The 18600-nt window shown below is 69.7% G+C and carries 17 protein-coding genes and 1 tRNA gene; 5 read left to right on the forward strand and 13 right to left on the reverse strand.

Going from position 1 to position 18600, the window contains the following annotated elements; all coding sequences use genetic code 11:
• Nucleotides 1-52 precede the first annotated feature (52 nt).
• The 9 genes from K9D12_RS00095 to K9D12_RS00135 form a co-directional block, all read right to left on the reverse strand.
• Nucleotides 53-1084, reverse strand: a complete 1032-nt coding sequence (locus tag K9D12_RS00095; protein WP_223059163.1) for a glycosyltransferase family 4 protein — start codon at nt 1082-1084, stop codon at nt 53-55.
• Nucleotides 1081-1860, reverse strand: coding sequence for a polysaccharide deacetylase family protein (locus K9D12_RS00100; RefSeq protein ID WP_223059164.1), 780 nt, complete (start codon nt 1858-1860; stop codon nt 1081-1083). Before K9D12_RS00100 ends, K9D12_RS00095 begins: the two co-directional genes overlap by 4 nt.
• A complete protein-coding gene (locus tag K9D12_RS00105; RefSeq protein WP_223059165.1) occupies nt 1857-2489 on the reverse strand; it encodes a hypothetical protein in 633 nt (210 codons plus the stop codon). Before K9D12_RS00105 ends, K9D12_RS00100 begins: the two co-directional genes overlap by 4 nt.
• Complete coding sequence (locus K9D12_RS00110; protein ID WP_223059166.1) at nt 2486-3751, reverse strand: O-antigen ligase; 1266 nt, start codon at nt 3749-3751, stop codon at nt 2486-2488. Before K9D12_RS00110 ends, K9D12_RS00105 begins: the two co-directional genes overlap by 4 nt.
• Nucleotides 3748-5193, reverse strand: a complete 1446-nt coding sequence (locus K9D12_RS00115; protein ID WP_047312282.1) for an oligosaccharide flippase family protein — start codon at nt 5191-5193, stop codon at nt 3748-3750. Before K9D12_RS00115 ends, K9D12_RS00110 begins: the two co-directional genes overlap by 4 nt.
• Complete coding sequence (locus K9D12_RS00120; RefSeq protein WP_223059167.1) at nt 5190-7316, reverse strand: glycosyltransferase; 2127 nt, start codon at nt 7314-7316, stop codon at nt 5190-5192. Before K9D12_RS00120 ends, K9D12_RS00115 begins: the two co-directional genes overlap by 4 nt.
• A complete protein-coding gene (locus K9D12_RS00125) occupies nt 7291-8694 on the reverse strand; it encodes a sugar transferase (protein WP_223059168.1) in 1404 nt (467 codons plus the stop codon). Before K9D12_RS00125 ends, K9D12_RS00120 begins: the two co-directional genes overlap by 26 nt.
• Before the next feature lie 248 nt (nt 8695-8942).
• Nucleotides 8943-10121: a GNAT family N-acetyltransferase gene (locus K9D12_RS00130; protein WP_223059169.1), complete on the reverse strand. Its 1179-nt coding sequence runs from the start codon at nt 10119-10121 to the stop codon at nt 8943-8945.
• Nucleotides 10118-11029 carry a hypothetical protein gene (locus K9D12_RS00135; protein WP_223059170.1) on the reverse strand — a complete coding sequence of 304 codons (912 nt, stop codon included), beginning with the start codon at nt 11027-11029 and terminating at the stop codon, nt 10118-10120. Before K9D12_RS00135 ends, K9D12_RS00130 begins: the two co-directional genes overlap by 4 nt.
• A gap of 563 nt (nt 11030-11592) precedes the next feature.
• Between K9D12_RS00135 and K9D12_RS00140 the strand changes: the two genes are divergently transcribed.
• A complete protein-coding gene (locus K9D12_RS00140; protein WP_156170356.1) occupies nt 11593-12228 on the forward strand; it encodes a hypothetical protein in 636 nt (211 codons plus the stop codon).
• Nucleotides 12229-12243: 15 nt separating this feature from the next.
• Here the strand turns inward: K9D12_RS00140 and K9D12_RS00145 are convergent, their stop codons facing one another.
• Entirely contained in the window at nt 12244-12879 is a 636-nt protein-coding gene (locus K9D12_RS00145; RefSeq protein WP_047312286.1) for an endonuclease, read from the reverse strand.
• Between the two features lie 102 nt (nt 12880-12981).
• Here K9D12_RS00145 and K9D12_RS00150 point away from each other — a divergent pair, with 102 nt between their 5' ends.
• A complete protein-coding gene (locus tag K9D12_RS00150; RefSeq protein ID WP_225910748.1) occupies nt 12982-13548 on the forward strand; it encodes a sugar O-acetyltransferase in 567 nt (188 codons plus the stop codon).
• Between the two features lie 22 nt (nt 13549-13570).
• Here the strand turns inward: K9D12_RS00150 and K9D12_RS00155 are convergent, their stop codons facing one another.
• Nucleotides 13571-14548: a zinc-binding dehydrogenase gene (locus K9D12_RS00155; RefSeq protein WP_223059171.1), complete on the reverse strand. Its 978-nt coding sequence runs from the start codon at nt 14546-14548 to the stop codon at nt 13571-13573.
• A gap of 93 nt (nt 14549-14641) precedes the next feature.
• A tRNA-Arg gene (locus K9D12_RS00160) sits at nt 14642-14714 on the reverse strand.
• Between the two features lie 257 nt (nt 14715-14971).
• On the opposite strand from K9D12_RS00160, the gene K9D12_RS00165 reads away from it, so the two are divergent.
• Entirely contained in the window at nt 14972-15481 is a 510-nt protein-coding gene (locus tag K9D12_RS00165; RefSeq protein ID WP_223059172.1) for an FBP domain-containing protein, read from the forward strand.
• Nucleotides 15482-15752: 271 nt separating this feature from the next.
• Nucleotides 15753-16958: an MFS transporter gene (locus K9D12_RS00170; RefSeq protein WP_223059173.1), complete on the forward strand. Its 1206-nt coding sequence runs from the start codon at nt 15753-15755 to the stop codon at nt 16956-16958.
• On the opposite strand, the gene K9D12_RS00175 is transcribed toward K9D12_RS00170, so the two are convergent.
• On the reverse strand, nt 16942-17517 hold the full coding sequence (locus K9D12_RS00175) for a hypothetical protein (RefSeq protein ID WP_118913507.1): 576 nt from the start codon (nt 17515-17517) through the stop codon (nt 16942-16944). The genes K9D12_RS00170 and K9D12_RS00175 overlap by 17 nt on opposite strands.
• A 308-nt stretch (nt 17518-17825) precedes the next feature.
• Here K9D12_RS00175 and K9D12_RS00180 point away from each other — a divergent pair, with 308 nt between their 5' ends.
• On the forward strand, nt 17826-18590 hold the full coding sequence (locus tag K9D12_RS00180; RefSeq protein ID WP_223059174.1) for a hypothetical protein: 765 nt from the start codon (nt 17826-17828) through the stop codon (nt 18588-18590).
• Nucleotides 18591-18600: the final 10 nt, after the last annotated feature.

An 18600-nucleotide genomic window follows, 5' to 3' on the forward strand; every position in this document is an offset into this window, starting at 1 on the left:
TATCGAGACGAAGGGTCTGTTTCGCCTCGCCTCGCCGTGACGGGGTGCGACTTCACCCATAGAGCTCGGCCAGGGCCGCCTGTTGGGCGTCCGGCGACATGGTGGTCAGCAGCTGTGCTCCCGCACGACGGTTGGCCTCCCGCTGTTCACGCGAGGTGAGCAGGGCCAGGGCACGACCGGCGGCTGCCGTCGGTGAGTCGACGGCCCACAGCGGTGTTCCCTCGAACGCGGGGATGTCACGCACGAGCGTCGGCGTACCGAGCGCGAGCGCGTCGAGAACGCTGAGCGGGAACCCCTCGTACCGCGCCGTGTGGAGATAGACGCCCGCCGCACCCACCAAGCGCCGCACCTCGTCGGCGTCGACCCAACCGGTCACCGTCACGTCGGCGGCCATGAGGCGCTCGGTCAAGCCCTTGTCGTCGTCGCTGCCGAGCCACACCGCCCGCACGTCCGGACGCTCTCGACGCACGAGCTCGACGGCGGCGACGAACCACTCCGGATCCTTCTGCCGGCTGACCCGGCCACTCATGACAATCGTCGGATGGGCCATCTCGCCACCGCCCTGCGGGGCCTCCGAGCTCTCCGGTGATCCTTCACGAACCGGCAGCGTCGGCACGTTCGGCACGACGACGACCTGCGCCCTCGGCGTCAGCCGTCGGGCGAGCCGTGCCTCCTGCGGTGAGAGAACGACGACGGCATCGCTCCTCAGCCCCAGCAGGCTCTCGGCGGCTGCCACAGCGAAACGCGCCGGCCGTGACGCACTCGTGTCGGAGAGCTTGTACCCGTGCGGCTGGTAGACGACGCGGGCAGACAACGGCAGCGCCCGCGTGTAGACGCCGGCCCAACTCGAATGTGCGTGAACAACATCGGCACCGAGCGCGCCGGCAACCTCACGCACCGCCCGAATGCGCGCCGAGGTTCCGTCCGGCAGCTCGCGGCAGGAGGCGAACGTGGACTCGCCCGGCTCGTCGAGGCCGGTGTACAGCAGGTGGTGTTCGTGCTCCGGCGCGAGTTGCGTGATCGTGCGGATGGCGCGCGAAACTCCGGTGCTGAAGCATTCGGTGACGTGAAGGATCCGGGTCACGGCTGCCTCGGGGCGTAGCCGACGACGTGGTGCGTCGCTCGTCGCACCACGGGAACGCGCCCCAGCGAACGACGGACGAACGGGTACAGCCGCCGCAGCTTGAGGTCGAAGGTGAACGGGGTGTCGGTGGCGTTGATGTCGACCCGTGGCAGGGCGAAACGTCCGTATCCCTCGTAGGTCGCGAAGGCGCACTCGAAGCCGGCTTCGCGCACAGCAGCTCGCGCCGCCGCGTCGTGATCGCCGTAGGGGTAGGCGAACGTGCGCGGGGTGTGGCCGAACAGCGCCTTCATCTCCTCACGCGCGACGCTCGTCGCAGCACGGAGCCGCTCGGCGCTCATCCCCCGCATGGACGCGTGCAGGTCGCTGTGGCAACCGATCTCGATCCCGTACTCGCGCAGTGCTTGCACGCCGTCGCGATCGAGGCGGGCCGAGGCGGCCGGTTCACTGCGGTCGGGCTGCGCGCCGAGCAACCCGGGTGAGACGTAACAGATGGCCGGGACACGCGCGGCGGCAAGCAACGGCGCCGCCTCGTCGAGCACGGAGGCGTAGCCGTCGTCGAAGGTGACGAGGCAGCTGTTCGAGGGCACGCTGCGCTCACCGGCCAGCGCAGCGAGGTACTGCGCCTCGGTCAGCGGACGGAACCCGTGACGCTCGGTGAGGCGTGCGATCTGGTGGGAGATCGCTTCCTTCGTCACGAAGATGTTCGCCGGATCCAGCGAGCGCGGCACCTGGGCCACGCCGTGGTACATGAGCACGAGCGGCGTGGGGCCCGTCATGGCCGCCCCCTCGCTGCACCGGCGAGCGCGGCCGCTGCAAGGACGGCCGCCTCCCCCGCCCCGGCCACGAGCAGGCGGTTCGGCTTCTTCTCGGCATAGGTCGGATCAGCCCGTTCGAGGACCACCGCGCGCGCCGTGCCGTCACGTCCGATGCGCTTGACGGCGTCATCGGCGAGCGCGTTGGCCAGAGCCGAGGACTCACGCGCGCTCACGCCCTGCGCGACGATGCGGATCGTCGTCGAGTCGGGGTCGAGGTTGGCCGTGGCCTTCGCGTCACGCGACACGGGGATGGAGCGACCGATGCTCTCGACGTGTCCGGGCGCACCGCTCGCCACCGCTTCTTGCTGGGCCACCTGCTTGAGGCTGTCGGCGCTGGCCGCGATGTCGGCCTGGTTCCCGCCCTCGGATGCGGCGCGCAGCCCGACGACGGATGTCGCGTCGTAGCGACCCGGTAGGAGCAGCGCCGTCAAAGCGACGACCAGAGTGCCGAGGACGACGATGGCGAGCGGCAGGCGCCACCGTCCGATGCCCGTGCGGGACGCGCCATCAGTGTCCCTGGAGGTCGGTGACGAACCTGAGCCGCGGGTTTCCGCAGCGGGCAGGTCCGTCGGGTCGCGATGGTCGGTCATGGGTTTCCTTTCGTCGAGGAACGGCGCGAGCGCGTCACGCCGACCGGGAGAAGCCCGACAAGAAGCCAGGTGGTGGCGGTGAGTGCCGGTGCGCGCCAAGGGAAGTCGATGACGCCGTGCACGAAGGCGCCGGCGAGCGCGGCTGCGGCGGCCACCTCGACCACCGGCGCACCACGCGCGTTCATGCGCGCGAGTACGCGCACGCCGACGACGAGCAGCACGCTGAGGGTCGCGAGTGCGAGTAGTCCGCCTTCGGCCAGCGCAGTGAGCACGATGCTGTGCGCGTGCAGCGGCGCGACGTTCATCATGCCGAAGGTTGCGTCGCCGGCGGTTTCCGGTAGGCCACCGACGCCGACCCCGGTGAACGGACGACCGTCGACGAGCTCGCCGGCATACGCCCAGATCGCCGGGCGCTCGTCCGAGGCACTGCGCGTCGGCGAGGTGAGGGAGTCGAACCGCGCGCTGACGGCGCTGACGAACGATCCCCCCGCTGCGGCTGCGAGCGCCCCCACGAGGACGAGCGCGAGCCCGAACGTCAGGAGTCCGCGGCGGGCGGCGGGACGCACGAGCGCCACCAGGGTGAGCGTGACGAGCGTTCCGATCCAAGCACCGCGCGAGAGGCTGAAGACGAGTGCCGCGACGACGCCGGCGAGGCCGACGACGCTCGTGACTCGCCACGTCCGGGCACGAATGCGGCCGTCACGCGGGGCCCAGGCGGCGAACGTCGTGAGGAGGACGAACGGCAAGGCCATCTGCATGAGCGAACCGAGTTCGTTGGGCTGCGCGAGCGGTCCCTGGAGGCGGCCGTTGATGACGCCGCCGCCCTCGTGGCTCGAGAGCGCGCCGAGATCTGCGAGCGACCCGAATGCCACGACGGCGGCGGACGCGCTCACAGCGACGAGCATCCAGGCACGGCGACGCGCGTCGAGTTGGGCGACACCGAGCGCGCAGATCCACCCCATCCAGCTCATGGCCACAAGACGCCAGGACCACGGCAGGTCGGGGGCGAACGGCAGCGTGAGCGTTTGGCCGATCGGCACGAGTGCGCACGCGCGCAGGGTCATGGGCACGTGCACGTGACGCTCGAAGAGCACCACGACTCCGGCGAAAACGCAGACGAGAGCCATGAGGGGCGCCACGGCCCGCTCCGACCAGGGAGCGACGGCGACGGTCGTCGCGACGGCCGCGGTAAGCAGGCTACGCAGGCGGGTTGCGGTGCGGTGTTCGCGTGCCTCGCGCCGGGTTCGTAGCTGGGCGCTCATGCCGGCCTCGCCAGAGAGCGGAGGAAACCGAGCGTGGGGCGATCCCACACCGACGTCAGGACGCCCCACACGAGGACGTAGACGCCCACGCCGAACGCCATCGCGACGAGCGGCGCCATGGGGACGAGCATGACCGCGGCCGCCACGAACGCGGCGAGCGCGACGACTGCGAGGGGCCGACTCGCGCTATGCACCGGCATGACACGGCGCAGCGCCGTCACCGTCACGCCTGCCTGGACGACGTAGGACAGGCTCGTCGTCACGGCGGCGGCCACGGCGCCGAACGCGGGAATGAGCGCGAGGTTGAGCCCGACGTTGGTCGCGAGGGCTGCGGTGCTGGCCCACAGCACAGCGGGATCGGGACGCAGGGCGAGTAGCGCGGTGGCACCGACCTGTGCCAGTCCGAATGCGAGGGGCGCGAGGCACAGACCCCACAGCACGTGGGCCGAGGCGAACTCGGCGCCGAACAGCAGGTGCATGAGGTCTTCGCCGCGCACCACGAGGAGCGCGGTGTAAGGCACGTAGACCGCTGCGACCAGCACGATGCAGGCGCGCACGATGCCCGCGCGCGACGCAATCGGGGCCGAGGTGTCGGCGAGGCTCGGCTGCACGACGCGGCACAGCGACCAGCTGACGAAGAGCACTGTCTCGAGCAGCCGGTAGGCCGCAGTGTAGTGGCCGACGGCGACCTCACCGGCCAGGACGGCCAGCAACACGACGTCGAGGCGGAAGAGCGTCATGGAGACGAGGTCATTGATCCCGGTGACCCGCACGGCGCGGAGGAAGTCGCCGAGGTGGTGACGCGTGACGAGAGCCGCCCGCGGCCGGACGTCGGCCACGACACGGCTCACCCCCGCCATGACGACGAGACTCCCGAGGGACGCGGCGCAGTAGGCCCACGCGACCGCGACCACCCCGTGTCCCTCGGCCAGGACCCAGGCGACGAGGCCCAGCGCCAGCAGCCGTTGCACGACAAGCACCGCGGCGGGCACGACCTGGACGGCACGCACGTTCGCAGCCGTACGGAAGGCCTCGACGAGCGTATCGCTACATCCCGCGACCACAAGCACGGCGATGACCTCGCGGGAGGCGGCCGGTTCGTCGAGCGTCATGAGGACGATCGCAGACACGGTGACGACGGTGATCGCGAGCGCCATCCGCAGTGTCAGCAGGGCCGACAGGCGGGCGTCGAGCGACTCCGGTTCCGCGCCGACGAGTTGCACGAGGCGCTGGTCGAAGCCGAGCGTCACGACCGACGCGAGCAACAGTCCGAGGCCCAGGCCGAGGCTGAAGAGGCCGAAGTCGGCCGCGCCCAGCTGCCGGGCCATCAGCCCGAGCATGCCGAGGGTGCCGAGCTTGCCGACGACTTCGCCGACGCTCAGGGTGAGCGCTCCGACGGTGAGGCGCCGCGCCGAGCTGCGCGTCGCGGGTGCACGATTCACGAGTGAGCGCCCCGCTTTGCCTGGCGCGTCATGCCTTCGAGTGCTCCGGCCACCTTCGCGACATCGCGAGCCGCGGTCGCGAAGGGCACGAGCGCTGCGGCGCGAACGCCGCGCGGACGCCGCAGCGCGCGCCGCACCGGCACGCCGAGATAGCCCACCGCACCGACGGCGAGTGCCGTTCGGGCAAGGGGCCCTCTGGTCACGAGAACGGCGCCACCCCCGTAGGCGAGCAGACGCAGGCCGTCACGCACGACGAGCCGGGTGTTGCCCGAGTCGGCCGAGCCCTGCCCGTACCGGTAGTACATGCGCAGGGTGGAGCGCACGCTCGGTCGTTGCTCCCATTCGACGGCGGCATCGGCGACGAGCAGCGCCGGGTGGCGGGCCGCGATCCGCATGCCGAACGTGACGTCCTCACCCGTCGGGAGGTTCTCGGGGAAACCGCCGACCTCGGCCCAGGCGGCTCGCCTGAAGGCGACGGAACGCCCCGTGGGCATCTCGGGGCGGAACGCGCGGCCGAACGCTCGCGCGTAGAGGCGCTGACCGGCGCTCGGGTGGTGCAGTTCAGCGACGTCCGGGTAGCCGCAGGCGGCGAACGCGTCATCGACGGCATTCCTCGCCGTCGCGGTGTAGACACCCGTGAAGAGGTAGGCCTCGGGGTGCTCGCTCGCTGCGCTGCGGAAGGCCTCGAGCCACGTCGGGGCCGGTGTGCACCCGACATCGGTACACGCGATGAGCTCGTGGGCGGCGGCGGCGATCCCGGCATTCCTGCCCTCGGAGATTCCGGCGCCCTCGGCCCGCAACACGTGTACCCGTGCATCACGGCGGCCGGCCTCCTGCGCCACCTCGAACGTGCCGTCGCGTGAGCCGCCGTCCACGACGACGAGTTCGTCGTCAGGACCGAGCAGCGGCACCACGTCGTCGAGGAGGCGCGCGAGAGCCTCGGCCTCGTCGAGCACCGTCGTGACGACCGACATCGGCTCGGCGCCTCGCACGCCCGCTCCCGGTCGGCGGGCGGTCCCCGCGAGGAGGCGGGTGAAGCGGTCGGCGGCTTCGTCGGGTTCGAGAACGGTGGTCGCGAGCACACCGGGGCCTGCGGCGAGCAGTTCACGGCGGCGCTCGGGTCGCACGCAGTCACGCAGGGCGGCAACGACGGCGTCGACGTCCTCGGAGCCGACGAGAATGCCTGCAGCGCCGAGCTGTTCGGCGACAGGTGACGCCGCGACGACCGGCACTCCCGCGCGCACCGCCTCGTACGCCGTCAACCCGAACGCCTCGCGGCTGAGGTGGGCTCCCGCGTCGGTGCGCGTGAGCATCAGCGCAGCATCGAAGGCACCGAGGAGGGACCAGGCGTCGTCACGGGCGGGGTGAAGCACAAACCGTTCCCCCACGCCGAGTTGTTCCGCGAGTGCGGTGAGTCGCTCGGCCTCCTGAGGGTAGGCGTGATCGACGACGCCGAAGACGTGCAGCTTCCACGTCGGCAGGCACGCGAGGGCACGGATGGCGACATCGACCCCCTTGTAGGGCGCGAGTCGCGTGGCCATGACGGCACGCCTGATGCCGCTGGAGCCCTCGTCGAACCCGAGGGTCCGCCGCGCGGCCGCCCGCGTCAGTGGCGCACCGGGAAGCGGCCCCTGGATGGCAACTGCACGGGTGTCACCTGCGAGCCGGGCCCCCTCGGAGCCCAGGAGCCGAGCGTCCGCCAGCGTGTTCACGATGCGCGAGAGGCGCGGGAAACTGTCGTCGTGGCGCACCCAGGCGACGCGCGCTCCGGCGCCGGCGGCCGCGGTCAGGGTGAGCAGCGCGGCCTTCACGCCGTGCGCGACGACGACGTCGGGACGGGAGGTGCGCAGGTATTCACGCAGGTCGACGACGCTCGCCGCAGCACCGCGGAAGCGTCGCCCCGAGCGAAGGTCGAGCGTGCGCGCCGACCGTTCCTGCCAGCGGCGCAGGGCGTCGCTGCCATGCGGTGCGAGAACCGTGACATCCGCCGTCGCCTCTTCCCGGACGAGCCGCTCCTGCCACACCTCGGCGCCGCCGCGGGTGCGCGTCGGCAACACGATGCCGACCCGCAGGGGGCGTGGGAAACGCGCGTCGTCGTCAACTGCCGTGGCGTCCGAAAACACTGCCCACCGTCCTCACGATGATCTTGAGGTCCTGCCACATCGACCAGTTGTCGATGTAGAGGTTGTCGAAGTGCGCCCGCTCGGCGATGTCGGTGTCGCCGCGCAGGCCCTGCACCGCCGCGTAGCCGGTGAGCCCGGCCGGCGCGCGGTGCCTGTCCTCGTAGTCGGGGTAGATCTGCGAGTAGCGCTCCACGAAGTAGGGGCGCTCGGGACGCGGGCCGACGAAGCTCATGTCGCCGCGCAGAATGTTGAACAGTTGCGGCAGTTCGTCGAGCGACGTGGCGCGGATGAAACGGCCGACGGCACCGATGCGTTGATCGCCTGCGATGCTCCAGCGGGTCTGCGAGTCCCCCTCGCGCGCCGGGTGCATGGACCTGAACTTGAGCATGGTGAACGTTGCTCCGCCCTTGCCGATGCGCTCCTGGCGGAAGATGACTCCGCGTCCGAGCTCGATACGCACCGCGAGCGCCACGGCCAGCAGTACCGGCGAGAGAAGAACGAGCGCGACGAGCGCCAGAACGATGTCGAGAACCCGCTTGCTGACGACGTCCACCCACCGCATCTGGGCCGGGGCGACGGGGATGATCGGGATACCGCGGATGTGGTCGGCCCACGGCCCGCCCCAGCGACACATGCTGTACCCGTTCGGCACGGTGTACACCTCGACGTCGGGCGGCGCATCGCGGCGCAGCAGGTGTGCGAGCTGCCACTCCTGCAGTTCGGGAAAGGCGCAGACGACGATGTTGACGCCGAACGTCTCGACGACCTCGCCGAAGTCGGCGTAGTCGCCGATGACGGGAGCGGTGATCGTCTGCTCGACGAGCGCACCGTCGTCCGGCTCGGCGCCGAGGAATCCCACGAGCGCCGCGCCTTGACCGCTTGTGGTGATGCGGCGGGCCAACTCGCGGGCTCCGGCGCCCGTACCGACGATGAGGACCCGGGTGCCGCCACGTTGGGCGTGACGGGGCGCGCGGCGGCGACGTAGGCGGTACACGAGCGTGCGTCCGGCGATGACGACGGTCACGGTCAGCACGAGCCCCGCGAACAACTCGCCGCACGTCGGGGCGTCGTCGACGAGAAGCGCGAGGGCACCGAGGCCGAAACCGACGAGGATTCCGAGCACGAGATACGGCAGTTCGTCGAGCACCGATTGACTGAATCGGCGTCGGTACAACCCGGCCCAGCGGTAGGTGGTGACCATCCCGAATGCGAGACCCAGTACGGCCAACGGGTTGACCGGGGTCGCGAACCCCATGCCTGCGGGGACGGCGAGGTCGATGGCCAGCAATCCACTGACGTCCCGGGCCCGGCGCGTGCGCGCCCGGCGGTCACGGGCCGCACGGGCGTCCTCGGCTGCAGCGCCGGCGCCGCGCGACATCGAGGGTCGACGCCTCGGTTCGACGCGGTCGTGTCGGCCTGCGGCATGACGCGCGGCCCGCCGCGACGCAGGTGGGCGACCGGCCGGAAGCGCACTCCGCCCGTGGCACGCCCGTCGCGAGGCGCACTCCTCCGCGGCCGCGACGGAGTCGCACACGTGGGCGACGCACCGTGTGGTCGTCTCCTCGGGTGCTCGGGTGGACATGCTTTCCTGCTTTCCTACGGCACTTCGGCCGGTCGTCCTCGGGGTCAGGGATGCGTGAAGGGGTGAGCGCGCCAGCGGCGCACGACCCCCGCGACAAGCGGTGATCGATCACGCACTGATCGGGCGCACGCTCGAAGACGTGCGTCGGCGACGTGCCGGCCGCGGTCCGCGTACTCAAGGGCAGGGTTCGACCACGCACGCACGCACAGGCGTTCCTCCACCTCGTTGCGCAGGCCGCGCTTGAAGTCGTTGATGCCACGTCCGAAGTCGACGACCCGGACGGCGTCGTCGACGTACCACGTGGCGAGCATGTGGCCGAAGAGCACGAGCCCCGGTGAGCGGCGCTCGTAGCCCGGTCGCATCCTGCTGTCGACGAGGACGCGCTTGCCGTCGTCACACCCAACGACGGCATAGGTGACGAGCGTGCCGTCGAGAGTGAGGAGCCACACCTCGGCATTGCCCTCGGCGGCAAGATCGAGAACGCGCTGCACGTGACGCTGCCCTGCCGCATCGGCGAACGCGTCGCGCCGGGCGAGCTGACGCTCGCGAGCTGCGCGCACCTCGAGCGTCCTGGGCAGAGCTGCGCGGATCTCGCCGGCGTTCCGCAACCGGTGTACCCGCCAGGCAGAGCCGGACTCGTCGAGCCTCCGGCATGCGGTGCGGTGCTTGGCACGGGTTTTCTTCGACGCCCACCGGCCGGGCCGACGCTCGTCGGGCCAGCGGAGCAGTGGGATCGGGTCACCGGCCTGCGCCCGCAGCCGCGGTAGGCATCGCACGAGGTAGGCGAGGGTCGGATCGTTCGGCGAGACCTGGTCGAGGTGCAGGCGCCACACGCGGTGCCGGCGCACGAAGGTGGCGACACCGAGTGCCAGCGTGGCAGCGACCTCGGGCTCCACGAGGTGGAAACTCTGACGGTCGAGCTTTCCCTCACCCGCCAGGCGGATGTCGACCGGTCGCCACGGGCTGGCTGGTCGGCGCTCGAGGAGCGCAAAACCGAGTGGCCGGGGGAACGATTCTTCCCCTTGGCGACCGACGACGATGACCACGAGGTCCGCGTGCCGAGCACGCGCCTGCTTCGCGAGTTCGTCGATCGGCAGGTGGGTGACGGGAGCTTCGCTCCTGAGAACGGCGTCGACGTCGTCGCTCAGGGATGTGTAGCCGAGTTCGTCATGGTCGAGACGGTGGGCCGTGTAATGGCCTCGGACGGCGAGAAGTGTGCTCATGCGAGGCTCTTCACCCCGCCTTCCGCCTCAGGATCGACGACGAAGGAGACGGCACGCTCGTTGCGAGCCCGCTGCTTGGGTGCCACCTTCGCGAGGGCGGAGCCGGCCACGAGAGTCACCGGATCCAGCCACTTGCCGGGGGGCGGGGTGAGCCCGAAGGTTCGCCGAAGGTGGAATTCGGCCCGTTGGCGACGCTCGGTGCGCGTGGAGGCAGTGGTCCGGTGCTCGACGGAGAGCGAGACACTCGGCTCGCCGGGCGCGTTCACGACACGGTGCGGGCTGTTCTGCGGCCACCACGCAACCTCGCCCGGCTGCAGGTCGATCACCTCGGCGGACGCATCCCACGCAGGGTCGTACGGCAGTTGCTCGTCCGCATACCCGGCCGCGATTGAATCCAGTTGGCGCACAGAAACATACGGCTCGCGACAGGGATAGACGAATACCTTTTTTTCACCGCGGATATGCCACAGAGCGTTCGGCTGGTTGTCGGCGTGATAGAAAACCTGCGCGGACGGAGAAGACACGAGGAGGGTCGCCTTGAGCGTGCTCCAGGCGTCACCGACAGTGGACGAAACTTCTCCGTAGAGTTCGTCGACAATTGCTCCGAGCTCTGGCACATGCTGGCCCGCCCCGACGATATTCAGCCAGAGGCGACCTTGGTCGACTATGTCGAGCAGTTGGAGACCCGTGAGATCTGCCACGTCACCACGACGCCACGTCGCGCCGTCACAGGGGTCGTCACCCATGGTGTAGGCATGGACCGCTGAACGCGGCATCGCATCGATGATGCGGGCGATACCCTTTCGTGCGAAGAGGTCGAGGCCGTCGAGGTCATGGCGGGCAACGTGGGTGCGCTCCCCCCAGGCACGTGCCTCGCCCTCGCCCCAGTTGATCAGTGAAGGTGCCATCGTCGGCCCACCCTTTCGGCAAGAATCATGTCTGTCTCGCTCCACGCGATTCGTCAGCACGAGGTGAATTCCAAGGCACCCGAGAAACCGGACGACCGTCCAATACTCTGCGGCGACAAATGGGGCAGACATTTACGCCCGTGCCCAGATATGTGGAGCTTTTTGACCATAGGAGCCGCCTTTTCCAGTATTTAAATCAAATCCGTAAACAACCACTGCTTAGCCTGCCTGGCGGTGTTTCCGCATGAAGGGGTGGAAGGAGGGGGGACATTGTGGCGCCCAGCCATGGAGAAACCGCAACTCCGTTCTCGACTACGTTGCGATCGGCCATTTCGGCCCGACGAATCACGCTCTCGGCCTTGTCACATCAGTTGAGCGCCAACGGCACTCCTGTCAGTGTGTCGGCGCTCAGCCATTGGTCTTCGGGCAGGCGACAGCCTGAGCAGGCCAGAAGTATCGAGGCCCTCACGGTTCTCGAAGACCTGCTGGGCCTGGGGTCGGGTGAGCTCACCGATCTCGTTGGGCCCCCGCGCCCGCGTGGGCGCAATCCCCGGGTGGTTCCGGTGTCGCAGGCAATGCCGGAGACCGGCCTCGTGGCCAAGGCCTTGGGCGAGCTGGGGTTCATGCAGCACGACGAACTGCCGTACGAGCAGACGGTCCACGAAAAGCTCTTCGTCGACGCCGTCGGCGTGGAGCGGACGCTTGAGTTTCGTCACATCGTGCGCGCTCTCTCCCCCGGCCCGATCCGACTGCCGTCGATCCATGTCGTCGACGAAGTTGACCCGGCCGCGTTCTCGACGTCGATCGAGGATCACTTCGAGGCGGTCGCGGGGTGCAAACTCGGACGGACGGTGCTGTGGCCGGAGCACGGGCTCATGGGCGCAGAACTGATCCTGGCCGAGGACGCACGTCGGGGTGACATCGCCGTCGTCGATCACCGCATCCAGTTGCCCCCGAGCGCGCTACGCGCGGTCGAGGCCACCTACAGCGTCCCGCGGCGTACGCGCGAGGTGCTCATCCAGGTTGAGTTCGCAGGCGAGCTGCCCGCCACTGCCGAGGAGTACGTCGACCTCGGCGAGGGCGAGATCGGCTATCGCCTCGACGTCCGCCCGCACCGACTGCTCCAACTCATGGTGCAGGACGTCGGGCCGGGCCTCGTCGGCATCCGCTGGACCTGGCCCGACGACGGCGTCAGCTGACGTCGCCCGCCTGTCTTACAAGCGCTCGAGGATGCTCGGCTTGCGGGCGACGCGGACGAGCGCTGCGGCGAGATGGGCTGCGCGGCCGCTCGGGCAGAGCTCGAAGAGTTCGTCCGGCGTCGTCGGGAGGCCTGCAGCCTTCGCTCCGCGCACGACCAGTTTGTCCGCGTACGGCGCGACGCTCGGCCACACATCCTGAACTTCGCGAAGGAAGATGTCCGCTCCCGTGGGACCGATGCCGTCGAACGTCTGAAGGAGCTCTGCGATGCCTGCGGCGTCGCCGTCCGCCTCGTCGCGCAACTCGCGTAGGTCTCCGTTCCACCGTTCGTCGAGCAGGACGACGTTGGCCTCGAGTCGTGTCGCCGTCGACTCGTCGTAACGGCGGTACCCGCCACGTCCGAGGGCGTTGACGCGCTGCTGCCAGGTACTCCTGCGCAGATTCGCGGGCGTGCGCCATTCGGCCTTCCACAGTTCGCGCGCGGTGGCCACGGCGATGTCGGAGCTGATCCGGGTCGAGAGCAGTTGGGCGAGAACGAGGAGCTGCCACAGACATGCCGGTTCGTCACGCAGTGTGATGTCGGCGTCGGCCGCGAAGGTCGTGCCGTGCGCCTCGAGGAGCTTCCGTACCGTCCCCTGCTGTGTAGAGCTCATAGCTCGACGTTATGCCCCTTCCCGGTGCGCGCAGCCGCCGGGCGATCCCTGCGCATGGACAGGGCCAACGTGCGATCGATGAGGCGCCCTAGCCTGGACGCCATGACGGAATCGACGAGGACCATGCGCGAGCGGATGCTCGCCGGCGAGCTGTACATCGCGGACGATCCGGTGCTCGGCGAGGAGTCGGCGCGCGCCCAGTCGCTGGCACACCGCTACAACACGATGGACCCGACGGACTCTGCCGGGCGCCGCGCCGTCATGGAGGAACTGCTCGGCGCGTTCGGCGAGGATTCCGAGGTGCGCCCGCCGTTTTATTGCGACTACGGCTACAACACGACGATCGGGGCGCGCACGTTCGCGAACTGGAACCTCACGTCGCTCGACGTCGCCCGCGTCACGATCGGTGACGACGTGCAGATCGGCCCGAACGTCCAGTTGCTCACGGCGACGCACCCGCTCGACCCCGATCAGCGGCGTGACAAGTGGGAGGCCGCCGAGCCGATCACGCTGGAGAACAACGTGTGGCTCGGCGGCGGGGTCGTCGTCTGCCCGGGCGTGACGATCGGTGAGAACACCGTCGTCGGTGCGGGGGCTGTCGTGACGAAGGACCTGCCCGCGAACGTCGTCGCCGTCGGTTCGCCGGCACGCGTCATCAAGGAACTCTGAGCCGCTTCCCCTGACCGCCGCGTCAGTCGCCGTCGGCCACTCGCACGACGATCTTGCCGCGCACGTCGCCGCCGAGCATCGTCTCGAAGCCGTCGCGGATGTTCTCGAGCGAGACGGTGGAGTCGATGAGCGGGCGGACGCCGGTGTTCTCCATGACCCGCACGAGCTGCTGGAGTTCGGTGAGCGTGCACATCGTGGAGCCGAGCACGCGCTTCTGCTGGTAGAAGATGCGGCCGAGATCGGCCGAGGGGTTCATGCCGGTGGTGGCGCCGCACGTGACGATGGCGCCGCCGGGTCGCAGTGACTTGACGGAGTGCGACCAGGTGGCTTCGCCGACGTTGTCGATGACGTAGTCGACCTGCTCGGGCAGGCGCGCGCCGTCGGCGATGCCGCGAGCGCCCCAGCTCTCGGCGAGGGCGAGTTTCTCGTCGGTGCGCGAGGTGGCGTACACGGTGGCGCCCATGGCGACGGCGAGTTTGATGGCGGCCGAGTTCACTCCCCCGGCGGAGCCCTGCACGAGCACGGTGTCGCCGGCGCGCAGCTTCGCCTGGGTGGCAAGCATCCGGTAGGCGGTGCCCCACGCGACGGGCAGGCAGGCGGCGTCCGCGAAGAAGATGCCGTCGGGCAGGGGGACGAGGTTTCGGGCGGGCACCGCGACGTACTCCGCGAAGGTTCCCTCGTACTGTTCGGAGAGCAGGGAGCGCTTGGGGTCGAGGGTCTCGTCGCCGCGTCCGCGGTCGAGGTCGCCGATGATCCCGTGGACGACGACGCGGTTGCCGTCCTCGTCGTAGCCCGCGGCGTCACAACCGAGGATGCGCGGCAGCAGCTCAGGCGGGTGGCCGACGCCGCGCAGGGTCCACACGTCGTGCATGTTGATGGAGCTCGTGACGATCTTGACGAGCGACCACCCCTGCGGGACGTCGGGCTTGGGCATCTCACGCACTTCGAGGCCCGCGAGCGGGTCGTCGGCGTTCTGGGACACGGCAACAGCAGCGATCATGCCTTCGATCCTGGCATCACCAACGCCCGACGTGGGCCGAACCGGATGCCGAGGTTGGCCGGCCCCACACATTCTTGCCCGAGGGCCGATCGGTGCTCCCGGCAGGATTCGAACCTGCGACACCCGCTTTAGGAGAGCGGTGCTCTATCCCCTGAGCTACGGGAGCGTCGTCCTCGCATCGCGCCGACCAGGCGGTGACGCACTCGCGTGAACGTCGCGACGTGCTCCGCCCGAGGGGTTGCACGCGCAGCGGTCAGCCTAACTGTTGTCGGGCGGGCTGCTGTAGTCGCGGGGCGCCGCGCCGGCGCGGCGCCCCCTTGTGCGGCCACTGACCCGTCACGTTCTGGCCCGAGCGGGCGCGACTGCTGCTCCCCGACTGAATTCGTTTGCGGCCCGCAGAAGGGCTCCGAGAGGATGGAACCCATGCGAGTCGTCACCGAAGCAGAGATCCGTGCGTCCTTCGTCAACGCCTCCAAGGGCGAGGCGAAGCGCGCCAACCTGCCCGACCTCGACGGCATCGAGTGGGACGGTCGCGACTACTTCGGCTGGATCGACCCCAAGCGCGAGCAGCAGTCGTACGCCACCTTCGTCGTCGAGACCGAGGACGGCGACGCAGTGCGCACCCTCCTCCTGCGCCGCGCCACCCCACCCAAGGAGCGCCGCAAGCTGCTGTGCTCCTGGTGTCAGGACATCACCGCCACCGACAACGTCACCCTCTACGTCGCGCCGCGCGCCGGAGCGAGCGGCCGCGTCGGCAACACCGTCGGCACGTCCATCTGCACCGACTTCTCCTGCTCGAGGAACGCCCGACGCGTCCCCAACGCCATGGAGGTTCAGGACGAAGCCGAACGCGTGGCCTGGCAAGAACTGCGCGTCGCCCAACTGCGCGAGCGCTCCCGGCACTTTCTCGACCTCGTCAGCGAGACGGCGTAGTCGTCCGGTTCACCGGGTCGAGCAGGCTCGCGGTCACCCGGCACTCAGCGCGTCGTCACGCCGCCTTCGCACCTGAACCGGGCCCCGTCAGAACACAACGGGGCACCGCGTCAGTTCGGCACCACACACGCCCGACCGCGCGAGGCCTGTACCCCTCACGACACCCCGTCCACGATGACGTCGCTCACTCCCCGAAACGCACCGCACCCCCGCGCCAAGCCGCGTGATTTCATGGGTACCTGCCAGTAGCCGAGCACCTGGAGGAAGCCCCATGACGAAGCCGTGGACCCGCCCCGCCCACGCCATGCTCGCCGTGGCCTGGGGTGGCAACGAGTTCACTCCCCTGCTCGTCATGTACAAGTCGCAGCACCACCTGCCGGCGGTCACCGTCGACATCCTGCTCTTCGCCTACGTGCTCGGCATCATCCCGTCGCTGCTCATCGGCGGCCCGCTCTCCGACCGGTACGGGCGAGCCAAGCTCCTCGCTCCGGCCCCCTGGATCGCGATGGCCGGCAGTGCCACCCTCGCGCTCGCGCACGGCCAGGTCGCGGCGCTTTTCGCCGGACGCGTCCTGTCCGGCATCGCGCTCGGCCTCGTCATGGCCGTCGGCACGTCCTGGGTCAAGGAACTCTCCTCCCGCCCCCACGACGACGTACCCGACGGCACCGGCGCCAAGCGCGCCGCCATGTCGCTCACCGCCGGATTCGGCATCGGTGCGGGCGTCGCCGGCTGCCTCGCTCAGTGGGCGCCCTACCCCGACGAACTCGCGTACGTCGTCAACATCCTCGTCACGCTGAGCGCAGCAATCGGCCTGCGCGGCACCCCGGAAACCATCGACCTGACGAACCGCAACACCGGGCGCCTGCGCGACGACCTGCGCATCCCCGCGCTCGGCCACCGACGCTTCCTCACCGTCGTCCTGCCGGTCGCGCCCTGGGTCTTCGGCGCAGCCGCCTGCGCGTACGCCGTCCTGCCCGCCCTCATGAGCTCCCGCGTGACGAACGCACCCATCGCCTTCTCCGCGCTCCTGTGCGTCGTCGGCCTCACCTGCGGCTTCTTCGTGCAATCCCTCGGGCGCAAGATCGACCGCCCCGGCTCCGCACGGGCCGTGACAGCGGCGCTCGTCGTTCTCGTCGCCGGAATGCTGCTCGGCGCGCTCGCCGCGTCAGAGCTGGCCATCGCCACCGCGATTCTCGGTAGCTTCGTCCTCGGCGCCGGCTACGGCCTCGCCATGGTGAGCGGCCTGCTCGAGGTGCAGCGCATCGCCGGCCCGCGCGACCTCGCCGGCCTCACCGCCGTTTTCTACTCCGTGACCTACCTCGGCTTCGCGGTGCCGGCCATCATGGCGTGGGTCACGGAACAGGCGGGCATCCACTACTCCGTGATGTTCCTCTTCGGCGCCGCGATGGCCGCCGCGTGCCTCGCCGTCGTCGTCCTCTCCGACCGACGCGAGCAGCGCCTCAGCGCACGAAGCTGAACAGCGCCACCGCCACGAGCGCGGCGAGTACCATGCCGCCGATCGACGACGCGAGGAACCGCTCCGACGTGCGCTCCGGCACGAGATCGGGCCGACGGTGTCCGCCCGCTCGACCCGTGAGCGCCGACAGAACAACAGGCTCACGCACCTCGACGCGCTGCCCGGCGTAGGCCTTCACCCGCCGCAGGTCCGCATCACCGAACATCGCGACACCAGCCACGAGAAGCGGCTTGTCCGCGTGATCGAGGACGACGAGAGCATCCTCGGCGGGCCATCCGCGGAACCGACGCGGCACGATCGCTCCGATCTCGCTCCAGGCGATGAACGAGCGATCCCGCCCGCCCGCGAGGTACTGCACACCGTCGTCGTCCACGCGCAGACGAACCGCGCGCTCACTCTGGTACGAGAAACCGAAGTACATGACGAAAAAGAGGACGACGACGACAACGTTGCCGAGGAACGGACGCATGACGAGCACCGGCGTGGCCAGTACGACGAAGAGGAGAAATTCGCACAGGTGGTGGCGCAGGTAGGCCACAGCAGCTGCGTTGATCGTCACGGCGCCAAGTCAATCAGACCTAACGCCCGCTCGCCGGTGCGGGGGCGATCGAGCCCCCAAGACCCCACCGACCCCGCTACCGCGAGCCTTCTGCCCCATGTGCGCTGCGGCGCAAATGTGACGGACCGCTCTGTTTTCGAGCGTTCACGAGGAAAGACGCACGAGGGGAGCATTTGGTTGCACTCGAGTTTCATCTGATTCGTCGACCCCAGCCGGGCATCGAAGACCGATCGTCCTGCTGTTCGGCTCGGTTCGTGGAAGAATCGACGGGCACCACGCCGCTCGACGTCTTCCGAAGGTCGCTCCCGATGCTTGCACGCCCCTTCTCCTCCGCCCGCGCTCTCGCCGGCGCCGCCGGTCTCGGCGTCATCGCTGTCACCGGCGCGTCCGCCGCGTCCGCGCTCCCCAAGGCGCCGGGAGGCAGCAGCGCCATCTTCCAGTCGCCGACCTGCGGCGCGAACGGAACGCTCGTCACGGTCACGTTGACCAACGGCAGCGAACTCGTCCAGACGTTCACCGCCTCAGCGGGAGGCTCCCCCGTCTCCCCGGCGGCCACCACCGTGGCTCCGTACGCGTCGACGACGGTGACGTTGTCCATCCCGTCGGGCGCCGGCGCCGTCTACATCAATGCCGGCGGAGTCGGCGTCGGCTCGCTCCCGCTCGACCAGTGCGCTCCGGCGCCGGAGCCGTCGACGTCCACCCCGACCTACACGCCGACGCGAACGCACAGTGCTCCCGCACCGACCACGGACAACGTGCCCGCAACCGGCCTGCCGAGCGCGACGAGCGACGTTCCGGCACCGACGGAGCCGTCCACCACCCGCTCCAACGAGATGAGCCCGACGGCCACCTCCACGCCGAGCAGCAGCGCGTCCTCCTCGTCGTCGTCCTCCACGTCCTCCTCGAGCTCGAAGACGTCGTCACGGACGCCGAGCAGCAGCGCGTCGAGCCTCGCCGCGCCCGCGTTCGACGACTCCGACGGCCCGAGCAACCTCACGCTCGCCATCGGACTCGGCGTCGTCCTCCTCGGCGTCGGTGGCGCAGCGGCCATGTTCTTCCGAGAGTTCAAGTAAGCCCGGGTCC

The sequence above is a fragment of the Dermacoccus sp. Tok2021 genome, assembly GCF_019895135.1.
GTDB lineage: Bacteria > Actinomycetota > Actinomycetes > Actinomycetales > Dermatophilaceae > Dermacoccus > Dermacoccus abyssi.

Bases quoted from the DNA above. Each gene is read 5' to 3' on its own strand.
- K9D12_RS00100 (WP_223059164.1), bottom strand. From the start codon at position 1,860: ATGACGGGCCCCACGCCGCTCGTGCTCATGTACCACGGCGTGGCCCAG.
- K9D12_RS00105 (WP_223059165.1), bottom strand. From the start codon at position 2,489: ATGACCGACCATCGCGACCCGACGGACCTGCCCGCTGCGGAAACCCGC.
- K9D12_RS00110 (WP_223059166.1), bottom strand. From the start codon at position 3,751: ATGAGCGCCCAGCTACGAACCCGGCGCGAGGCACGCGAACACCGCACC.
- K9D12_RS00125 (WP_223059168.1), bottom strand. From the start codon at position 8,694: ATGTCGCGCGGCGCCGGCGCTGCAGCCGAGGACGCCCGTGCGGCCCGT.
- K9D12_RS00130 (WP_223059169.1), bottom strand. From the start codon at position 10,121: ATGAGCACACTTCTCGCCGTCCGAGGCCATTACACGGCCCACCGTCTC.
- K9D12_RS00135 (WP_223059170.1), bottom strand. From the start codon at position 11,029: ATGGCACCTTCACTGATCAACTGGGGCGAGGGCGAGGCACGTGCCTGG.
- K9D12_RS00145 (WP_047312286.1), bottom strand. From the start codon at position 12,879: ATGAGCTCTACACAGCAGGGGACGGTACGGAAGCTCCTCGAGGCGCAC.
- K9D12_RS00150 (WP_225910748.1), top strand. From the start codon at position 12,982: ATGACGGAATCGACGAGGACCATGCGCGAGCGGATGCTCGCCGGCGAG.
- K9D12_RS00155 (WP_223059171.1), bottom strand. From the start codon at position 14,548: ATGATCGCTGCTGTTGCCGTGTCCCAGAACGCCGACGACCCGCTCGCG.
- K9D12_RS00165 (WP_223059172.1), top strand. From the start codon at position 14,972: ATGCGAGTCGTCACCGAAGCAGAGATCCGTGCGTCCTTCGTCAACGCC.
- K9D12_RS00170 (WP_223059173.1), top strand. From the start codon at position 15,753: ATGACGAAGCCGTGGACCCGCCCCGCCCACGCCATGCTCGCCGTGGCC.
- K9D12_RS00180 (WP_223059174.1), top strand. From the start codon at position 17,826: ATGCTTGCACGCCCCTTCTCCTCCGCCCGCGCTCTCGCCGGCGCCGCC.